Annotated in this window: 20 protein-coding genes; 7 read left to right on the plus strand and 13 right to left on the minus strand. The window is 67.1% G+C overall.

Annotated elements, in window-relative coordinates:
- Positions 1 to 70 precede the first annotated feature (70 nt).
- From QP457_RS05925 to QP457_RS05940, 4 genes are all read left to right on the plus strand, one after another.
- Positions 71 to 1,276, plus strand: a complete 1,206-nt coding sequence (locus tag QP457_RS05925) for a sensor histidine kinase (protein ID WP_025873874.1) — start codon at positions 71 to 73, stop codon at positions 1,274 to 1,276.
- Positions 1,276 to 1,917 (plus strand): response regulator transcription factor, encoded by a 642-nt coding sequence (locus QP457_RS05930; RefSeq protein ID WP_025873873.1) that lies wholly within the window; start codon positions 1,276 to 1,278, stop codon positions 1,915 to 1,917. Before QP457_RS05925 ends, QP457_RS05930 begins: the two co-directional genes overlap by 1 nt.
- A gap of 245 nt (positions 1,918 to 2,162) precedes the next feature.
- The gene (locus tag QP457_RS05935) at positions 2,163 to 3,236 is read left to right on the plus strand and encodes an SRPBCC family protein (protein WP_099819371.1); all 1,074 of its coding nucleotides are present in this window, start codon (positions 2,163 to 2,165) and stop codon (positions 3,234 to 3,236) included.
- 104 nt (positions 3,237 to 3,340) lie between these two features.
- The gene (locus tag QP457_RS05940; protein WP_180163927.1) at positions 3,341 to 3,712 is read left to right on the plus strand and encodes a DUF423 domain-containing protein; all 372 of its coding nucleotides are present in this window, start codon (positions 3,341 to 3,343) and stop codon (positions 3,710 to 3,712) included.
- Between the two features lie 258 nt (positions 3,713 to 3,970).
- Here the strand turns inward: QP457_RS05940 and QP457_RS05945 are convergent, their stop codons facing one another.
- The 6 genes from QP457_RS05945 to QP457_RS05970 are packed head-to-tail and all read right to left on the minus strand — an operon-like array spanning position 3,971 to position 7,954.
- Entirely contained in the window at positions 3,971 to 4,780 is an 810-nt protein-coding gene (locus tag QP457_RS05945; protein WP_205404966.1) for a M15 family metallopeptidase, read from the minus strand.
- Between the two features lie 9 nt (positions 4,781 to 4,789).
- Complete coding sequence (locus tag QP457_RS05950) at positions 4,790 to 5,383, minus strand: PH domain-containing protein (protein ID WP_205404965.1); 594 nt, start codon at positions 5,381 to 5,383, stop codon at positions 4,790 to 4,792.
- Positions 5,380 to 6,669 (minus strand): alpha/beta fold hydrolase, encoded by a 1,290-nt coding sequence (locus tag QP457_RS05955; RefSeq protein ID WP_205404964.1) that lies wholly within the window; start codon positions 6,667 to 6,669, stop codon positions 5,380 to 5,382. The genes QP457_RS05950 and QP457_RS05955 overlap by 4 nt, the downstream gene beginning before the upstream one ends.
- Before the next feature lie 2 nt (positions 6,670 to 6,671).
- Positions 6,672 to 6,851: a DUF4177 domain-containing protein gene (locus QP457_RS05960; protein ID WP_089239544.1), complete on the minus strand. Its 180-nt coding sequence runs from the start codon at positions 6,849 to 6,851 to the stop codon at positions 6,672 to 6,674.
- Positions 6,848 to 7,027, minus strand: coding sequence for an Arc family DNA binding domain-containing protein (locus QP457_RS05965; protein WP_205404963.1), 180 nt, complete (start codon positions 7,025 to 7,027; stop codon positions 6,848 to 6,850). Before QP457_RS05965 ends, QP457_RS05960 begins: the two co-directional genes overlap by 4 nt.
- Positions 7,028 to 7,072: 45 nt before the next feature.
- Complete coding sequence (locus QP457_RS05970) at positions 7,073 to 7,954, minus strand: SPFH domain-containing protein (protein ID WP_205404962.1); 882 nt, start codon at positions 7,952 to 7,954, stop codon at positions 7,073 to 7,075.
- 145 nt (positions 7,955 to 8,099) lie between these two features.
- On the opposite strand from QP457_RS05970, the gene purT reads away from it, so the two are divergent.
- On the plus strand, positions 8,100 to 9,287 hold the full coding sequence (purT, locus tag QP457_RS05975; RefSeq protein ID WP_205404961.1) for a formate-dependent phosphoribosylglycinamide formyltransferase: 1,188 nt from the start codon (positions 8,100 to 8,102) through the stop codon (positions 9,285 to 9,287).
- 78 nt (positions 9,288 to 9,365) lie between these two features.
- Here purT and QP457_RS05980 read toward each other — a convergent pair whose 3' ends face one another.
- Complete coding sequence (locus QP457_RS05980) at positions 9,366 to 10,574, minus strand: endonuclease/exonuclease/phosphatase family protein (RefSeq protein WP_180163937.1); 1,209 nt, start codon at positions 10,572 to 10,574, stop codon at positions 9,366 to 9,368.
- 38 nt (positions 10,575 to 10,612) lie between these two features.
- Positions 10,613 to 11,368 (minus strand): arginyltransferase, encoded by a 756-nt coding sequence (locus QP457_RS05985; RefSeq protein WP_049467687.1) that lies wholly within the window; start codon positions 11,366 to 11,368, stop codon positions 10,613 to 10,615.
- Between the two features lie 156 nt (positions 11,369 to 11,524).
- On the opposite strand from QP457_RS05985, the gene QP457_RS05990 reads away from it, so the two are divergent.
- Positions 11,525 to 12,088, plus strand: coding sequence for an EF-hand domain-containing protein (locus QP457_RS05990; RefSeq protein WP_100551847.1), 564 nt, complete (start codon positions 11,525 to 11,527; stop codon positions 12,086 to 12,088).
- Positions 12,089 to 12,139: 51 nt separating this feature from the next.
- On the opposite strand, the gene QP457_RS05995 is transcribed toward QP457_RS05990, so the two are convergent.
- The 4 genes from QP457_RS05995 to QP457_RS06010 all read right to left on the minus strand — a co-directional run bounded on the left by QP457_RS05995 (position 12,140) and on the right by QP457_RS06010 (position 16,042).
- Complete coding sequence (locus tag QP457_RS05995) at positions 12,140 to 13,357, minus strand: RNA polymerase sigma factor (protein WP_180163943.1); 1,218 nt, start codon at positions 13,355 to 13,357, stop codon at positions 12,140 to 12,142.
- Positions 13,358 to 13,531: 174 nt separating this feature from the next.
- The gene (locus QP457_RS06000) at positions 13,532 to 14,047 is read right to left on the minus strand and encodes a pathogenicity-like protein (protein ID WP_205404960.1); all 516 of its coding nucleotides are present in this window, start codon (positions 14,045 to 14,047) and stop codon (positions 13,532 to 13,534) included.
- Between the two features lie 4 nt (positions 14,048 to 14,051).
- Positions 14,052 to 15,008: an acyl-CoA thioesterase II gene (gene tesB, locus QP457_RS06005; RefSeq protein ID WP_205404959.1), complete on the minus strand. Its 957-nt coding sequence runs from the start codon at positions 15,006 to 15,008 to the stop codon at positions 14,052 to 14,054.
- Positions 15,009 to 15,265: 257 nt separating this feature from the next.
- The gene (locus QP457_RS06010; protein ID WP_099821022.1) at positions 15,266 to 16,042 is read right to left on the minus strand and encodes an enoyl-CoA hydratase/isomerase family protein; all 777 of its coding nucleotides are present in this window, start codon (positions 16,040 to 16,042) and stop codon (positions 15,266 to 15,268) included.
- A 35-nt stretch (positions 16,043 to 16,077) separates the two neighbouring features.
- Between QP457_RS06010 and QP457_RS06015 the strand changes: the two genes are divergently transcribed.
- A complete protein-coding gene (locus QP457_RS06015; RefSeq protein ID WP_205404958.1) occupies positions 16,078 to 16,524 on the plus strand; it encodes a copper chaperone PCu(A)C in 447 nt (148 codons plus the stop codon).
- A gap of 108 nt (positions 16,525 to 16,632) precedes the next feature.
- On the opposite strand, the gene QP457_RS06020 is transcribed toward QP457_RS06015, so the two are convergent.
- Positions 16,633 to 17,358: an enolase gene (locus tag QP457_RS06020; RefSeq protein ID WP_205404957.1), complete on the minus strand. Its 726-nt coding sequence runs from the start codon at positions 17,356 to 17,358 to the stop codon at positions 16,633 to 16,635.
- Between the last annotated feature and the right edge of the window lie 20 nt (positions 17,359 to 17,378).

A 17,378-nucleotide genomic window follows, 5' to 3' on the forward strand; every position in this document is an offset into this window, starting at 1 on the left:
TGAACAGGGGGATATGCCCAAGCATGACTTTCGGCGCTTGGGAGCAGCCACACACAGGCTACGATGGGTGATGCTGGCCCGACTCAACCACAATGCGATGCTGCGCTACTCCGGGTTGTTCACCTGGGGCACCGTCGGCCTTTGGCTTGCGATCTACCTGATCGACCCGGTGTCGCTGACGCTGGAGAGCCTGGACGGCGAGGCCGGCTTCCGGATCATTCCCTGGGCCTCGGCCTACCTGGCCTTCGGCTTCGTGTACTGGGTGCTGACCCGCTCGCTGGGCGAAAGCCGGCCCGGCTTCTTCGACCATGCCGCGCTGATCCTGCTGACCGCCTGCGCGATCGGCGTGAGCTATTTCTCCGGCACCGCGCTGGGCAGCATTCTGCTGATGGTGGTGGCCGGCCTGCTGCCTTGGCTGCTGGGCCCGCGCATCGGTGTGGTGTGGCTGGTGGCCAGCAACCTGGCCGTGCTGCCGGTCTACATCCAGCCTCTGGGTTTCCCGCCGGTCATCGCCGTGCTGCAGGCCGTCGGCTACATGGGCTTCTCCAGCTTCGTGTTCGTGATCGCGCTGGTGGCCCGCCGCCAGGCCGAGGCGCGTGAGGAGCAGCGCCGTCTGAATGCCGAGCTGCGCGCCACCCGTGCGCTGCTGGCCGAAAGCGCACGGGTGAACGAGCGCACCCGCATTTCGCGCGAACTGCACGACCTGCTGGGTCATCAGCTGACTGCGCTGACCCTGAACCTGGAAGTGGCCGGCCATCTGGCCGAGGGCCAGGCGCTGGAGCACGTGAAGCGCTCCCATGCCCTGGCCAAGCTGCTGCTGGGCAACGTGCGCGAGGTAGTCAGCCAGCTGCGCGAGACCGGCGCCATCGACCTGGCCGCTGCCCTGCGTCCGCTGACCGAGCACGTGCCTTCGCTGGACATCCAGCTGGAGATCGAAGAGCCGCTGAACGTGGAGGACCCGCAGCGGGCCCATGTGCTGCTGCGCTGCACCCAGGAGATCATCACCAACACGGTGCGCCATGCCGGCGCCCGCCACCTGTGGCTGCGGGTGTACCGTGAGGTCCCGGACCAGGTCGTAGTGGAAGCCCGCGACGACGGTGTCGGGGCGGAAACGGTCAATGTGGGCAATGGTTTGCGCGGCATGCGCGAACGCCTGCAACAATGTGGAGGCCAGCTGCAGGTGGAGACCCGCCCCGGCGAAGGCTTCCGGCTGCGGGCGACGGTACCGGCAACGGTGCTGGCGGCCCTTACCCAGGTTCCTGAAGGAGTGCGTTGATGATTCGCGTCTGCCTGGTCGACGACCAAACCCTGGTGCGGCAGGGGATCCGCTCGCTGCTGGCGCTCGACGACGGCATCGAAGTGGTGGCCGAGGCCGCCGATGGCCGCCAGGCGGTCGAGCTGATCCCGCAGATCCGTCCGGACGTGGTCCTGATGGACATGCGCATGCCGGTGATGTCCGGGCTGGAGGCGCTGCAGGTGCTGTCACGGCAGGAACAGCTGCCGCCGACCATCATCCTGACCACCTTCGACGATGACCAGCTGGTGCTGGCCGGGCTCAAGGCCGGTGCCAAGGGCTACCTGCTCAAGGATGTCACCCTGGCGCAGCTGGTCGGGGCGATCCGCACGGTGGCCGATGGCGGTTCGCTGGTGCAGCCGGCGGTGACCCAGCGCCTGCTGTCCGGGCTGGAGCACATGCGCAACGACTTCGTCAGTCTGGACCGCCCCGACCCGCTGACCGACCGTGAGACCGAGATCCTGCGGCTGATGGCCAGCGGTTTCTCCAACAAGGAGATCGCCAATTCGCTGGGGGTCGCCGAGGGCACGATCAAGAACCATGTGTCCAACATCCTCTCCAAACTGGGCGTACGTGACCGTACGCGTGCGGTCCTGAAAGCGTTTGAACTCCAGTTGGTGTAAGGAAAATCCTTTAGCGACAAAGACTTGGCATGCAGTCCGGGGCCGGATTCAGGGTTGACGCCTGTTTGCCCCCTACTTGCCGGGTACGCGGATGCGTTACCCTTCGAATTCTTTGTGCATACAAATGCGCCGCCGGCACGGAAACCGGTGCGCCAATCCCGATAACCAATGCCCGCGAAGCCTGCTAGGATTGGCGCTTCGCTTCAATCAACCCGGCCGTGGGATCGGCCCCGGAGACTCTCTGAATGACCCGTATTATCGAGTTCCTGATCGCCTTGGGGATCGTGGCTGGCCTGTTCGTCATCATTGGCGTCTGTCTGCCGGGCGAGCGTCACATCACCGAAAGCATCGAGACCAACCGCAAGATGACGATCGTGTACGACACGGTCAGCAGTCTGCGCCGCTTCAAGGACTGGAACCCGCTGGTACTGCGCGATCCCGCCGTTGAACTGAAGCTGTCCGGCCCGGCCTCCGGCGTCGGTGCCACTCTCGACTTCACTTCCAAGGACCTGGGCACCGGTTCCTGGAAGGTGACCGAAGCCGAAGAGAACAAGCGTGTTGTGATCGCCGTCGACGATGCCTCCAAGGGTCACGACAAGGTCACCACCTTCACCCTGGAGCCGACCGGCAAGGGCGGTCGCAACGTCAAGATCACCCAGGACTACTCGGTGAAGTACGGCTTCGACCTGTTCGGCCGCTACGCAGGCCTGTATGTCAGCCGCCAGATCGGCGATGACATCAAGATGGGTCTGTCGCGCATGGCGAACATGCTGGCCACCGTGCCGAATGTCGACTACCGCACTTCCGAAGCTCCGCTGACCGATCTGGGTATCGTCGATGTCCCGGCCGAGGACCTGCTGGTCGTCACCGCCGGCAACGTCGATCGTGGCCAGGATTCCATCACCAAGTCCATCAAGGACAACCAGGAGTGGATCAAGCGCGTGATCGAGGCCAATGGCCTGGAAGCCGCTGGCCCGCTGCGTATCATCACCACCGATTTCGGTGCTGAGAAGTACGCCTTCGACATCGCCCAGCCGGTGAAGAAGAAGGGTGCCGAAGGCGTGCCGGCCGAACAGCTGACCGTCAAGATCGACGGTGGCGCTCCGGTCAAGTACGTCCGCGTTGCTCCGCACCGTTCGGCACATGCGGCCTACACCGGCCACATGGCGGGTCTGGACGTTGCCCGCAGCGCCCTGCGCGCCTGGGCCGTGACCTCGGGTAACGAAGTCATCGACCGTCCGTACGAAACCTGGAAGGACGGCGTGGACAAGTCGTTCACCCCGGAAGCGACGTACGACATCTACTGGGCCGTCAAGTAAGCCTCGGCTGACCCATGTAGTGTTGGACACAAAAACGCGCCGCTCCCTGCGGCGCGTTTTTTTTCATCCCGAGCCCGGTGTCGGGCATTGCGCAAGGAGCTGTCATGTTCAATTCCGAACGACGCGCGCGTAAACCGTCGTTGCTGGCCTGCCTGGGGGCGCTGCTGGCGGCCGCCTCGATCGGTCTGTCCGCCTATGCCGCGCATGGCGTGTCCGATCCGCTGGCGCAGCAGCACCTGAACATGGCGGCGCTGTATGCGTTTGCCCACGGTGCGGTACTGGTGGCCCTCGGCCCGCGCACGCAGGGTGCGATCGCGCATCTGGCGTTGTACGTGTTGCTGTTGGGCGTGCTGCTGTTCTCCGGCAGCCTGGTCGGCGGTGCGCTGTGGCAGTGGCCGACGCGGCTGGCGCCGGTAGGAGGCACCACGCTGATGGCCGGATGGGTGCTGCTGGCGATCAATGCATTGAGGCGGTGACCGCAGCGCCCACACATCGATAGCGCCGGGCCATGCCCGGCTTCAAGCGCAGCGACCCGCTTCTGCCTTTTGCTCTCTTGTTCCATTCCGTGGCGAACGCACGCGGAAACTGTCCGTGGCCGGGAGGGTGGGCGGCGCAGGGGCGTAAGCGCCATGGATGGCGCGCCCGAGCTTACATGGACGTACTTGCAGCGGCCCCTGCGCCGCCCACCCTCCCGGCCAACCCGGGATCGCAGTCAAGCGTTCGCCACGAGGGGCTCAGCCGTTGGCCGGTTTCCAGCACCAGTGCCACGGTTCGTAGACGATCCCATGCGGGTTGTCGCGCGGATAGCTCAGATGGAACCCGTGTGCCCCCGCATTGGCCTGCAGCCATGCAAACGCGGCCGTCGCCTCGAAGGTCTCTTCTGCCGGCGCGTCCCCCGGTGTGCCGATGTCCAGCGCGTGACCACTGTGGTGTTCGCTGAATCCTGGCGCGGCATTGACCTGCAGGATCTGCGGCACACTCTGCCCGCGCGCCAACTTCCGTTCGAAAATGCCGAGCTGATACGCATGGCTGCGGAAGCCGGAGATCGCGTCCAGTGCAATGCCATCCCGCGCGGCATGCAGGCGCATCCGTCGCCAACCCTGCGCGGCGCCGCGACGCAGCCACAACGGGCGCGCGAAGCGGTCACGTCCGGCGGAGTGCAGCAGGCAGGGCTCTGCCTCCAGTGCCAGCCCGCTGTCCTGCGCATAGCGCTTTGCATCCAGGCCCAGCTGTTGCAGGCGCTGCTGCAGGCCGGCCAGTGGCAGCCACTGCACTTCCAGTGCAGTGCCGAACGGCCGTGATCGCGCGCCATCCAGCAACGCCAGCGCTTCCTCCACGCCCGGTTCGCGCGGCAGGCGCGGCACCAGCGAGTGCACGCCGTGCGCCAGTATCGCCGCCAGGTAGCGGCCATCCTGCTTGCGCCGCAATACCCATTGCGCACGCGCCAGCAGGCGGGCGTCGAGATTGCTGCGCGCGCGCAGCAGCGGCGCTGGCCACAGTTCGACGGTCTCGGTGTTGATCAACAGTGGAGTGGTGCGGTGCATCGACCCAGCTTACTGCCGTGGCGCCGTGGCGGCCACCTTGCGCAGCGCCTCCAGCAGGGCCTGCGGGCGCTCCAGGCTGAGCAGCAGGGTGCTGCCGCCGCGCACCGGAATCACCAGCGTGCGCGCGCGGTCGGTGACCAGGGCAAAGCCCTTGCCGCCGCCCTGCAGGCGGAAGTGCCCGGAGTAGAAGCCGGGCATGCTGTAGCCGTTGGTCTTGAAGCGGATGCCGTAGCGGCGATCACGGCCGAGGTCGACCACCTCGGCCTGGTCCAGCAGCAGGTCGGCCACCGGGGTGCGGCGGCGGTACAGCGTCGAACGCACGTCCAGTACGTTATCTGCCAGCTCCACCCGGCGGCGGAAAAACGCCCAGCCCAGGCCGACGCCCATCAGCACGATCACCGCCAGGCTCCATGCCGCGCTGCCACTCATCAGGAAAAACGGGGGCGACAGCGTGACCTCCATCCAGGGAGCGTCGGTGCGGCTGTCGTGCAGCTGCGACCAGATGCCGACGCCCAGTACCGCCAGCAGTGGCAGCAGCACCCACAGCACCCGCAGCGAGGAGCTTTCGGCGACGTCGAACGGACGTGCATCACTGCCGCTCATCGTTGCGACTCCACCCAACGCGCGACGTCATCGATCAGCTGCCCATCGACGTGGCCCGGCTGCGCGTATTCCTTCAATGAACTGGAGCCGCTGCCAGCGATGCCGATATGGTTGAGGGCAGGGTAGACCTTCCATTGCACATCCTTGCGCTCGGCCAAGGCTGTTTTCCACAGTGCCCAATCCGTTTCCGGTACCTGGAAGTCGCGGCCGCCGTGCAGCATCAGCAGTGGTTTTTTCAGCGCCACCGCATCGCCACGTGCGTTCACCGCTTCGATGCTTTTCCAGAACGTCTGCGGCACGCCCAGTGGCAGTTCGCTGGCGGCTGCAGGCGTGTCGCTGCGGGCGGCGGCGATCTGCGCCGCCAGCTTGTCCAGGAACGCCTGCTCAGGCGCACTGATCGAGCCGTCCAGCGACAGCAGGTAGCGGTTCTGCTCCGGCAGCAGCTCAAGCAACGTGCGCGCCGGCGCGGCCCACAGGATCGCGCCGCGCGCCTGTGGCCAGCGGCTGGCGATGCGCGGGGCGAGCATGCCGCCCTGGCTGTGGCCGAGCACGAAGATCCGCTTGCCGTCGATGCGTGGGTCCGCCGCCAATGCGCCCAACGCGGCGACGGCGTCGTCAGTGGTCTCGTCATCAACGTTGAAGTTGCCGCTCTGGAAATCCTGCGGGCGGGCATGGGTGCGCTTGTCGTAGCGCAGCACTGCGATGCCGTGTGCGGCCAGGCCGCGCGCGATGTCCAGGAACGGGCGGTTGCCGCCGATGGTTTCGTCGCGATCCTGCGGGCCAGAACCATGCACCAGCACTACGGCCGGGAACGGTCCTTTGCCCTTGGGCAGGGACAGCGTGCCGGGCAGTGCGCCGCGCGCCTGCGGTACGCTGAAATCGGCTTCGCTGTAGTTCGCGTCGGACGGCGGTGGCGGTGCCTTTGCGGCCGGGGCCGGGCGTAGCAGCAGCCCCGCCACTTTGTCCTGCGCGTTTACCGCCACCTGCGCGATCACCGCGCCACTGGCGAACTGCAGGGGGACGTCGACCAGGTGCAGGCCCTGCTGCTCGCTGCTGTGCGCCGGCCCGCGCTGCTTCAGTTCACCCAGCGATTGCCACAGGCCCTGCAGCTTGTCGGCAGGCACGGCCGCGGCCATCTGTGGGGTCAGCATGGCTTCGGCGTCGGCGATCCGCCCGGCCTGCAGGTGATCGAGCAGGCGTGCTGCAACCTGCTGCGGTTCACCCGCAGCTGCACTGGCGGACAACAGGGCGAGGGAAACAGCCAGCAACGAACGGCGTGCGCTCATGGTCACAGCTCCTTCTTGAAGACCAGCAGGGCCGGGCGCATCGGCGCCGGGATGATGATGTTGACCAGTTCCCAGCCCAGCTGGCCCTGGCGGCTGAGTTCGGCCTGGATGTCGTCGGCTTTCTGCAGGCCCATCATGGTGGTCTTGACCTCGACGGTCAGGTAGCTCCAGCGCTTGCTCATTCCTTGTCCTCCGACGATGGCTTGGGTTTCGGCAGGCGTCCTGCCTTGCGCAGTGCGTCGCGCAGCACGTATTCGATCTGCGCGTTGAGGCTGCGCAGTTCATCGTCCGCCCAGCGCTGTGCGGCCGCCAGGACCTCGGCGTTGATGCGCAGCGGATAGGCTTTTTTCTCGCTCATGCAGACTCCTGGCGGGGCGGTGGGGCGCCCCGTTGCGAGGGTGGCTCAGTACAGCGAGCCGGTGTTGACGACCGGCTGCGTGCCGCGGTCCGAGCACAGCACGGTCAACAGGTTGCTGACCATGTGCGCCTTGCGCTCCTCATCCAGCTGCACCACGCCGTTCTTCTGCAGTTCGGCCAGCGCCATCTCGACCATGCCGACCGCACCGGCAACGATACGCGAGCGTGCGGCGATCACCGCGTTTGCCTGTTGACGCTGCAGCATCGCCTGGGCGATCTCGGCGGCGTAGGCGAGGTGGCTGATGCGCGCATCGATCACCTGCACGCCGGCATCGGCCAGGCGCTCGGCCAGTTCGTTCTTCAGGTGCTGGGAGATCTCGCTGGCGTGGCTGCGCAGTGCCAGCTGGCCGTCCTCGTGCTGGTCGTAGGGATAGCTGGTGGCCATCGCGCGCAGCGCCGATTCGGACTGGATGTGCACGAAGCTCTCGTAGTCGTCCACGTTGTAGACCGCTTCGGAGGCGTCGACCACCTGCCAGACGATCACCGCGGCGATCTCGATCGGGCTGCCGTCCAGCTCGTTGACCTTCAGCTTGCCGCTCTCGAAGTTGCGCACGCGCTGGCTCACGCGGCGCTTGCTGAAGAAGGGATTGTTCCAGCGCAGGCCGTTGTCCTTGACGGTGCCTACGTACTTGCCGAACAGGCTGACCACCGCCGCCTGGTTGGGCTGCACGGTATACAGGCCGGCCAGCGCGACCAGGGCCAGCGCGGCGATCAGCAGGCCGGCCAGGAGCAGCAGCACATTGGGCGAGCCAGTGCTGGCCTTCGCCGCAACCCCGGCCACGAACAGGGCGCCGCCGGCGAGGGCCACGACCAGGGACCCGGCGAGCGCGCCCAGGCCGTTGAGGGAGGACAGCGACTTCTCTTTCATGGCGGTACGTCCTTGAGGGTTCGAAATGAAGATATCAAATTGATATCACATTCGGGCTGCCGTTCGTCGGGTGGGCTTGCTCAGGCACTTCGGCCGGACCGGATAGAATGCCCACCCGCCTTCACATTGCTGCTGGAACCCCGCCATGGCCAAGCTTGGAACCCCGCTGTCCCCCTCCGCCACCCGCGTGCTGCTGCTGGGCTCGGGCGAACTTGGCAAGGAGGTGGCCATCGAGCTGCAGCGGTTGGGCGTGGAAGTGATTGCCGCCGACCGTTACGCCGATGCCCCGGCCATGCAGGTGGCACACCGCTCGCACGTGATCGACATGCTGGATGCGATGGCCCTGCGCCAGTTGATCGCGCAGGAGCAGCCGCACCTGGTGGTGCCGGAGATCGAGGCGATCCATACCGAGACCCTGGTGCAGCTGGAACAGGAGCAGGGCCTGCGGGTGATCCCGACTGCCCGTGCGGCGCGCCTGACCATGGACCGTGAGGGCATCCGCCGCCTGGCCGCCGAGACGCTGGGCCTGCCGACCTCGCCGTACCGCTTTGTCGATACCGAGGCCGAGTACCGCGACGCCGTGGCCGCGATCGGCCTGCCGTGCGTGGTCAAGCCGGTGATGTCGTCCTCGGGCAAGGGCCAGAGCACGCTGCGCAGCGAGGCGGACATCGCCCCGGCCTGGGAGTATGCGCAGACCGGTGGCCGTGCCGGTGCCGGCCGCTGCATCGTCGAGGGTTTCATCGACTTCGACTACGAGATCACCCTGCTGACGGTGCGCCACGCCGGTGGTACTTCGTTCTGCGCGCCGATCGGGCACCTGCAGAAGGATGGCGACTATCGCGAAAGCTGGCAGCCGCAGCCGATGTCGGACAAGGCGCTGGCGCGTGCCGAGGAGATTTCGCGCGCGATCACCGACGACCTGGGTGGCTGGGGCCTGTTCGGTGTCGAGCTGTTCGTGAAGGGCGACGAGGTGTGGTTCAGCGAAGTATCGCCACGTCCGCATGACACCGGCCTGGTGACGCTGGTGTCGCAGGAGCTGAGCGAGTTCGCACTGCATGCGCGGGCCATTCTTGGCCTGCCGATTCCGGTGATCCGTCAGAGTGGCGCGTCGGCCTCGTGCGCGCTGCTGGCGCATGGCGAGGGCGTGCCGTACTTCAACAACGTGGCCGCCGCGCTGCAGGTGCCGGATACCGCCGTGCGCCTGTTCGGCAAGCCCAGCGTGCATGGCCATCGCCGTGTCGGCGTGACCCTGGCGCGCGCAGACACCATCGACGAGGCGCGTGCCATCGCGCGTGATGCTGCAGAAGTAATCGGCGTCGAACTGCGCCCGTAAACCGGTAGCGCCGGGCCATGCCCGGCGGCCACATTCCCGTGGGTACCGACCGTTGGTCGGTACCCCATCAATACCGCCTTACGGCTTCACATCCACCCACACCAGGTGGTGGTCGCTGCCGTCGGCGATCTTCGCTTCGGCACTTTCATTGGCCGGCCAGAACACGCCGCTGCCGATGTACTCGAAACCGGTCGAGGGCAGCACGTAGTCCAGGCGCATGGTGCCGGACTTCGGCCCGAAGTCGCCGGTGGCATGGAACGGTGCGCCCTTGCGTTCGATGCCCTTCGCCGCATAGGCCAAGCTGGTCTGCTCGGCGCCGACGCTGCGCGGGGTGGGGTAGCGCAGGACGCGGGCGTTCTCGATCAGTTCGACGATCGCCTCGTGGCGGCCATCGCCATCGACCGGATCGTTGTTGAGGTCGCCAAGGATGACGAAGCGTGCATCCTGAGCCAGACCGCCGCATTGGCCCTTGTCGTCGCACAACCACGGCTTTTCACCCTTGGACAGGTATTCCTGCCACAGGCGCAGTTCGTCGTGGTTGCGCGCGGCGTTGCGCTTTTCCGGGCCGTCGAACACCGGCGGGGTCGGGTGCGAGACCAGCGCGTGCACCACGCCGGCCGGGGTCTTTACCGGCACATCCCAATGCGACTTCGACGACAGCCGCAGCTGCGACCAGACGGTGTCGTTGTAGAAGCTCTTGCCGGTACGCGGATCGATCGGGCGGATCGCGCCGGGCATCGCACTCCACTTCAGCAGCTGGAAGCTGCGCACCTTGGCTTCGTCGATCGGGTAACGCGACAGCACCAGCATGCCGTACTGACCCGGATGCAGGCCGTAGCCCCAGGCGTCGTTGCCGCGGCCACGGCCTTCGCCGCCGACCACGCCGTTGTTGTCCAGGTCCAGGCCGCTGGGCACGCCGGTGTTCACCGGTGCCAGGTAGCGGTAGGCGAAGTGCAGCGGCTTGCCGCCACCGGGCTGGGCCACTTCCAGGTAGCGCTTCTGGAACAGGTCGGCAGCGCGATGGGCGTCGTCGAAGTCGAATTCGTTCAGCAGCACCAGGTCCGGACGCGCCTGCTGCAGTACCGCAGCAATCTTGCGTGCGTGTTCGCTGTCGCCTTCCAGCTCGGCGATCAGGCCGCCGGCTTCGTCCGAATACAGCGAGGTGTTGTAGGTAGCCAGGCGCAGCGCTGCAGACGGTTTTTCGGTCATCGCGGGGGACGTGGCGAAGGCGGGAGCGGTGGCGCCACAGAGCAGGGCCAGGCCGAGGATCAGGGGTTTGGCGTTCATGGGCCGTATTGTGCACCCGGCCCGGTGTCAGTGGTTTGTCAGCGTCCGTCCAGATCGTCGTCGAAATCATGCCAGCGGCGGCCGTCGTAGGCCTCCAGCGGGCGGTAGCGCCGCTTGTAATCCATCTTCTGGTGCTCACGGATCCAGTAGCCCAGGTACAGATGTGGCAGGCCCTCGCGGCGGGCCCACTCCAGCTGCTGCAGGATCGCGAATGTGCCCAGCCCGCGCGCGGCATGGGCGGGGTCGAAGAAGGTATAGACCGCCGACAGCCCGTGCTCGGTCACGTCGGTCACCGCCACGCCCAGCAGCTGGCTGGGCTGGCCGTCGTGGCCGGGCAGGCGCATTTCCATGAAGCGTGTGTGCGACCAGCTGCCGATCAGGAACTGCTCGAACTCGTGCGGGCCGTGGTCGTCCATGCCGCCCTTGGCGTGACGATGCACCAGGTAGCGGTGGTACAGCTCGAACAGATCCTCACGCGGCATGGCCGCAGTGATGCGCACTTCCAGGTCGGCATTGCGGGCGGCGCAGCGGCGCTGGCTGCGGTCGGGGGCGAAGCGCGCCACCGGAATGCGCACAGCCACGCAGGCGTGGCAGTTCGCGCAATGCGGGCGATAGACCAGATCACCGCTGCGGCGGAAGCCCCAGCTCAGGGCCAGCGGGTACAGCCCGCCGAGGCGACGGTCCTGCGGGTCCAGCACCAGATCGCGCGCGACCCGGTCCGGCCAGTACCCGCAGGGGTGCTCGCCGGTCTGGAACAGTCGCAGTTCGTCGTCTCTGTCGCCGTGTCTCGCCATGGGCACAGCATAGCTCCAGCGTGTCGCAATGGCCGCGACTGTCCGCCGGATGAATGGAACGGGCGGCTGCGTCAACCGAGGTCGTGGTCAGGCGTTGTTGTCCTCCGAGGGTGAGGTGTTCACCCCGATGCCAATCCCATTCCCAGGAGTGACCCCATGATCCGTACCCCCCTGCTGCTGGCCCTGCTGCTCGGCACCTCCGCGACCGGTATCGCCTTGGCCGCCGACACCCCGGCTGCACCGGCACCGCGCCCGGCCAAGCTGGATACCAATGGCGATGGCTTCATCGACCGCAGCGAAGCGGCGGCCAACCCGCGCCTGGCCGCGAAGTTCGATGAGCTGGACAAGAACAAGGACGGCAAGCTCTCGCGTGATGAGCTGCCGCGCTGGAAGCATGGCCGCCACGGTGGTCGCGGCGGCGAGCGCTGGGCCAAGCTGGACGCGAACAAGGATGGCCGCATCAGTCGTGAGGAAGCCAAGGCCGATCCTCGCCTGGCAGAGCGTTTCGACCAGCTCGACCTCAACAAGGATGGCTACCTGGACAAGGCCGACCGCGAGCTGCGCATGAAGCAGCATCGTGACGCTTGGTTCGCCGCCGCCGATACCAACAAGGACGGCCAGCTGAGCAAGGCCGAGTTCGACGCCGCCAAGGGCCCGATGCACGGTGGCCCGCGCCACGGCGGCCCGCGTGACGGCGCCGCGCCGAAGCCGCAGCGCTGATTTTCACTGCAGTGATCGACGACAACGCCGGCGTGATGCCGGCGTTGTCCGTTACAGGCGGCCGCTGAGCGTCGTCGTGTAGGCCAGGGCACCGATGACCATCAGGTTCACCGCCATCATGCCGGTCAGGCCGTACATGGATTCGTACTTCCAGTTGATCCCGTGACGCCCACGCCGTGCTGCATCACGCGCGAGCAGCGGCGCCATGATGCGCCGCAGTGTCACCAGGCACTGGTAGTTGACCACGACCAGGCCCAGCGCCAGCACCAACAGCTGCGTCCACATAGGTGCCTGCAGCAGCACGGTGAACAGGATGGCCAGGCACCAGCCCAGACTGGTGCCGGTGCTGAGATTGACGAAGCGGCGGACCTGGACCTGCTCGGCGCCGGTCTCGGCGTACGACAGCAGGAAACGGCCGCCGAGATAGCTGCCGAGCGCGCCACCGACGACGCCACCGATGATCGCGGCCCAGCTTGACGCGGGCAGCATCTGCAGCTGGCTCAGCGTAGCGGTCAGCGAGCCGAGCGCGGTACCGCCGGCAGCGCTGGCGCCACCCAGGCCGAGCTTGCTGCCACCCACGCCGACGCCGGTTCCCAGCAGGATCGCCGCGCTGGCAGTGCCGGGCGCGGCGATCATCACCATCGACACCACCGCCGTTGCGAACGCAGCACTCGGCGCGCTGCTGCGGGCGAATTCACCGAAGCGCTGCAGCAGGCCCTCGCGCACCTGCGCACGGGCGCGTGACAGGCGCTTGCGTACTGCAGCGTCACTGAGCCCGAGCAGGTCAGCGACCTGCTGCGAATGCTGGCCCTCGCGGTAATACAGCAGCAGTACTTCGCGGCTGTCGGCGGGCAGGGCAGAGATGATGTCCTCTGCGGCGATTTCCTCTTCCAGCCGCTGCAGGCGATCCGCCGCGCAGGGGGCCGGATCCGCAGCCATGGTCAAGGCCACTTCGGCAGCTTCGCCGCTCAGCGGTCTGCCACGTTGTGCGCGCAGCCAGTCACGGGCGAGGTTGCGGGTGATCTGCCGCAGCCAGGGCAGGAAGCTGCTCGCGCTGCGCAGCTGGTGCAGCTGCTGCCAGCCCTTCACGAACGCTTCCTGGGCGATGTCCTCGCTGGCCTGGCGGTCGCCGGTGATGGCCAGGGCGATGGCGGTGACCGTGTTCTGGCAGGCCAGCACGATGCGCCCATAGGCATGCTGGCAACCGCCGCTGGCGGCCGGCAGTTCGCGGTGCAGTGTGTCGTCGATGCTTGCGGCGAAGGTCGTCATGGCGGCGGGCTCCTGCAGGGATTGTGTCCCATGACGGAGGCGCGTGCGGAATGTGACCTGCCCTCTTCCGGTAGCGCTGGGCCGTGCCCGGCGGCTGTCCTGTCAGGCATTGTGGCCGCTGCGCTCGCCGGGCATGGCCCGGCGCTACCTGCGGTTGCCGGCCAGCGGCCGGCACTACTTCGCCGGCTGGATGCGGACCCGCACTTCCTCTTCTTCCGGCGGTGCCGGCGCGGCCGGTTGGGCTTGCTGCGGTTGCGGCTGGGCCTGCTGGGCGGGCACCGGAGTTGCGGGGGCAGGGGCGCCGCGATGGCGCAGGCCGATCACCAGTGCCACGCCGGCGATCACCACCAACAGGGCGATGCGGATGCGCCAGGCCCAGCCACGACCACCGGCACTTTCCTGCACATCATCGCGGAAAGCGAACTCGGCGGTCGGGTGGTCACGGCGGGTGGTGTCGAGCAGGCGGGCGTCGCGCAGGATTTCGCGCGCACGCGGCTGGTCGTCGGCACGCACGACCCAGACCGCCGGGTAGGCACCGGCATTGCCCAGGTCGGTATAGCTGAACTGGCCGCGGCGGCGCGTCTTGTACGAACGCCCGTTGGTGACCTTCACCTGGATGTCGTGACTGCGCAGGAGCTCGGCCACGCCTTCCACGGTTTCCACGCGCTGGCTGCTGAAAATCTGACGCATCGGATCAATCCTTGGCCGGCACGGCGGCCGCTGCTGCCTGGTCCGGAACCACGCGGATCAAGCCTTCCTGGGCGGTGCTGGCAACCAGCACGCCATCACGGGTGAAGAACTGGCCGCGGGCCAGGCCGCGCGAATCCTGCGCGCTGGGGCTGTCCAGCGAGTACAGCAGCCAGTCGTCGGCGCGGAACGGGCGATGGAACCAGATCGCGTGGTCCAGCGAGGCCATCTGCACGTGCGGATGGTAGTAGCTGATGCCGTGCGGGAAGGTCGCCGTGCCCAGCAGGTGGAAGTCCGACGCGTAGGCCAGCAGCGCCTGGTGCAGCTCGGGAGCATCGCCTACTGGCTCGCTCAGGCGCAGCCAGACCTGGTGGTAGGGCGGGCGCTTGGGCGGGTTCAGTTCATCGCGCGGATACACATGGCGGAACTCGAACGGACCACCGCGCGACAGCCAGCGCTGCACCTTGATCGGCAGGCGCTCGAGCACCTCCGCCGGCAGCGGCCTGTTCGGTTCGATGTCTTCCGGCTGCGGCACTTCGGGCATCTTGTGCTGGTGCTCGGCACCGGATTCGGCCTGCTGGAACGAGGCCGCACAGAAGAAGATCACCTTGCCGTGCTGGATCGCGGTCACCCGGCGTACCGAAAAGCTGCCGCCGTCGCGGGTACGGTCGACGTCGTAGACGATCGGATGGTCGATGTTGCCGGCGCGCAGGAAATAGGCATGCAGCGAGTGCACATGGCGACCGTTGTCGACCGTGGCCTGGGCGGCCGCCAGGGCCTGGCCCAGCACCTGCCCGCCGAACACGTACTTGGTACCGATGTCGCGGCTCTGGCCGCGGAACAGGTTGTCCTCCAGCCGCTCCAGGGTGAGCAGATCGATCAGCTCGGAGACGACGGGTTCGGGCGTGTCGTTCAAGGGGGCGGCCACAGCGATGAAAGAGGGCTCGATTATACCGGTGCGCATGGCCCCCTCCTTCCCGTTTTCCACAGACCGCCACCCCTTCAGCCGAGCATGGCTTGGCTTTACGGAGGGCATGCGACCAACTGTCCGAGGCGGGGAGGCCGGGACAGGCGGGACCGCAGGCGCCATGGATGGCGCCTACGAGCCCCCAAGGAAGGGTTCACGGCGTGTCCCGCCTGTTCCGGCCTCACCGCAATCCGCAGACGGATCCGCGGTGGCTGCTTTGGTTTCTGCGGGTGCCGGGCAGCAGCCCGGCAGCATTATTTGCCCAGCCGGGCGACCAGCGCCTGCAGCGCGTTCTGCGCATCCGGGGCGAACCAGGCCTCGACGAAGCGGTCGAGCTGGATCAGGTCCGGGTGCAGGGCGTCGTGCAGCTCCGCGCGGGCGATGGCCCGGGTCAGCAGCATCGGCTGCCGCGGCTGCTTCAGCAGGTCCTGCAGCCAGGCCACCGCGCGGGCCACCACCAGCTCGCCATCAACCAGTTCATCCACCAGGCCGATCTGCAGAGCCTGTTCGGCGGGGACCAGTGCGCCGGTGGCCAGCAGGACGCTGGAGCGGTGTGCGCCCACCGCACGGCGCAACAGGCGCTGGATGCCTTCCGGTGCGATCAGGCCGACCTGCACTTCGTTAAGGCCGATGGCGTACGGGCGCGCCGGATCGGCACTGCGTGCCATCACCCGGTAGTCGCAGCACAGGGCCAGCACGCAGCCGCCGGCCGGTGCATGGCCAGTGATCGCCGCAACCACCGGGATGCGGCTCTCGGCAAGCGTGCGTACCGCGCCGAAGAACGCGTTCCAGGTGTCCAGCAGCTTGTGCTTGTCATCGCCATGCGAGAGCAGGTGCGGCACGTCCATGCCGCCGGTGAAGATACGCTCGCTGCCGGACAGCACGATGCCGTGCGCGTCTTCGGCCATCGCCAGTTCGATGGCGTGGATCAACTGCCGGCACAACTCGGTGTCCAGGGCATTGACCGGCGGCCGCGCCAGCCGCAGTTCGCGGATGGGGCCATGGTTGATCACCTCGATGAGCGTCGTCATGCTGCGGGTCTCGTTGCGAAGAAGGAACCTGGGCGATGATAACCAAACCATGCGTTGGCGTACTGTTCGTGCTGTGTGCGCTTGCAGCATCGGCGTCGGCGGCCGAACAGCGCTGCGTGACGGTGGAACAGGGCTGGGCGCGGATGCCGCCGAATCCGGCGATGCCGATGACCGCTGGCTACGGGACAATCCGCAACGGCTGCAGCAAGGCCGTGACCATCACCGGTGCCAGCAGCGTTGCGTTCGGTGATGTGTCATTGCACGAAACCACGGTGGTGGACGGCATCAGCCGGATGCGCGCGATCGAACGCCTGCCGCTGGCGCCGGGCGCGCGTGCCGAGCTGAAACCTGGCGGCCTGCACCTGATGCTGATGGATGGCAAGGGTGCGCTGAAGGAGGGACAGGCCGTGCCGCTGCGGCTGCAGTTGGAAGGCGGTGGTGAAGCGGGTACGACGCTGACCGTGCGCAAGGCCGCGCCGTAACGTGGTGCTCGTTCTGCCGGGCATGGCCCGGCGCTATCCCAGGCATCACGGCCGAATCGACACTGGTAGCGCCGGGCCATGCCCGGCGAGCGCGCAGCGCGGTGGGGCTTACGACCAGTCGTACGAGAACAGCACCGTGCGGCTTTCCGGTTCGTACAACATCACGATCGCATCGGCACCGGTGGCGCACCAGTTGTAGCCGGCCACTTCGGCCACGGCGAAGAATTTCCTGCCATCGCGGGTGATGATCGCGCACTCGGCATCGTCCGGCGCATGGCGGTCGTCGGCCGCCTCGGTGAACGCCAGCGCGAAGGCAGCAGGAATCTCCGCGGTTTCAATCCAGTTGCCGGTCGAGATCTGCCCGCCCAGCACATCAAGGTAGGCCTGCTCGCCAGGCTCGCCATCGCCATAGCGCGAATAGCTGGCCAGGCGTCCATGCTGCTGGAAGTACGCGTGTGCCTTGCTGTAGCTCTCACGCATCTCCGTGATGTGCTCCAGCGCGTCGTCGTCCTGCACCTGGTCGCCGATGAAGTAGCCCTCCTCACCGAGGAAACGCATGCGGTTGTCGGCGGTCAATTCAAAGGCGATCCAGTTGGTGCCGGTGAACGCGTTGTGGTGTTCTTCGGTGGCTTCGCCGATGCAGCCTTCATAGGGCTCGATCGGACACAGCAGGGTCGCGGCCTGGCCGGCCAGTTCCGGGCGCAGCGCGCCGAGGTCGATCTTCAGCAGCGGCAGCAGGTGCTGGCCAAGCCAACCCTGGTCAGCGGGGAATACGTCGGCGGGGAAGGGGACCATGCCGGGCAGCAGGTCGCGCAGTTCAGTCTGGTGGATCATGTCAGTCCTTTGATGTGGAA

Origin of the sequence: Stenotrophomonas sp. As-7, assembly GCF_030291015.1 — a bacterium.
Classification (GTDB): Bacteria; Pseudomonadota; Gammaproteobacteria; order Xanthomonadales; family Xanthomonadaceae; genus Stenotrophomonas; species Stenotrophomonas lactitubi.

Coding starts and splice junctions, on each gene's coding strand:
- QP457_RS05990 (WP_100551847.1), top strand. CDS start 11,525: ATGATCCGTACCCCCCTGCTGCTGGCCCTGCTGCTCGGCACCTCCGCG.
- QP457_RS05945 (WP_205404966.1), bottom strand. CDS start 4,780: ATGCACCGCACCACTCCACTGTTGATCAACACCGAGACCGTCGAACTG.
- QP457_RS05930 (WP_025873873.1), top strand. CDS start 1,276: ATGATTCGCGTCTGCCTGGTCGACGACCAAACCCTGGTGCGGCAGGGG.
- QP457_RS05965 (WP_205404963.1), bottom strand. CDS start 7,027: ATGAGCGAGAAAAAAGCCTATCCGCTGCGCATCAACGCCGAGGTCCTG.
- QP457_RS05950 (WP_205404965.1), bottom strand. CDS start 5,383: ATGAGCGGCAGTGATGCACGTCCGTTCGACGTCGCCGAAAGCTCCTCG.
- QP457_RS06000 (WP_205404960.1), bottom strand. CDS start 14,047: ATGCGTCAGATTTTCAGCAGCCAGCGCGTGGAAACCGTGGAAGGCGTG.
- QP457_RS06015 (WP_205404958.1), top strand. CDS start 16,078: ATGATAACCAAACCATGCGTTGGCGTACTGTTCGTGCTGTGTGCGCTT.
- QP457_RS05960 (WP_089239544.1), bottom strand. CDS start 6,851: ATGAGCAAGCGCTGGAGCTACCTGACCGTCGAGGTCAAGACCACCATG.
- QP457_RS06020 (WP_205404957.1), bottom strand. CDS start 17,358: ATGATCCACCAGACTGAACTGCGCGACCTGCTGCCCGGCATGGTCCCC.
- QP457_RS05940 (WP_180163927.1), top strand. CDS start 3,341: ATGTTCAATTCCGAACGACGCGCGCGTAAACCGTCGTTGCTGGCCTGC.
- QP457_RS05970 (WP_205404962.1), bottom strand. CDS start 7,954: ATGAAAGAGAAGTCGCTGTCCTCCCTCAACGGCCTGGGCGCGCTCGCC.
- QP457_RS05995 (WP_180163943.1), bottom strand. CDS start 13,357: ATGACGACCTTCGCCGCAAGCATCGACGACACACTGCACCGCGAACTG.
- QP457_RS05925 (WP_025873874.1), top strand. CDS start 71: ATGCTGGCCCGACTCAACCACAATGCGATGCTGCGCTACTCCGGGTTG.
- QP457_RS06010 (WP_099821022.1), bottom strand. CDS start 16,042: ATGACGACGCTCATCGAGGTGATCAACCATGGCCCCATCCGCGAACTG.
- QP457_RS05980 (WP_180163937.1), bottom strand. CDS start 10,574: ATGAACGCCAAACCCCTGATCCTCGGCCTGGCCCTGCTCTGTGGCGCC.
- QP457_RS05955 (WP_205404964.1), bottom strand. CDS start 6,669: ATGAGCGCACGCCGTTCGTTGCTGGCTGTTTCCCTCGCCCTGTTGTCC.
- purT (WP_205404961.1), top strand. CDS start 8,100: ATGGCCAAGCTTGGAACCCCGCTGTCCCCCTCCGCCACCCGCGTGCTG.
- tesB (WP_205404959.1), bottom strand. CDS start 15,008: ATGCGCACCGGTATAATCGAGCCCTCTTTCATCGCTGTGGCCGCCCCC.
- QP457_RS05935 (WP_099819371.1), top strand. CDS start 2,163: ATGACCCGTATTATCGAGTTCCTGATCGCCTTGGGGATCGTGGCTGGC.
- QP457_RS05985 (WP_049467687.1), bottom strand. CDS start 11,368: ATGGCGAGACACGGCGACAGAGACGACGAACTGCGACTGTTCCAGACC.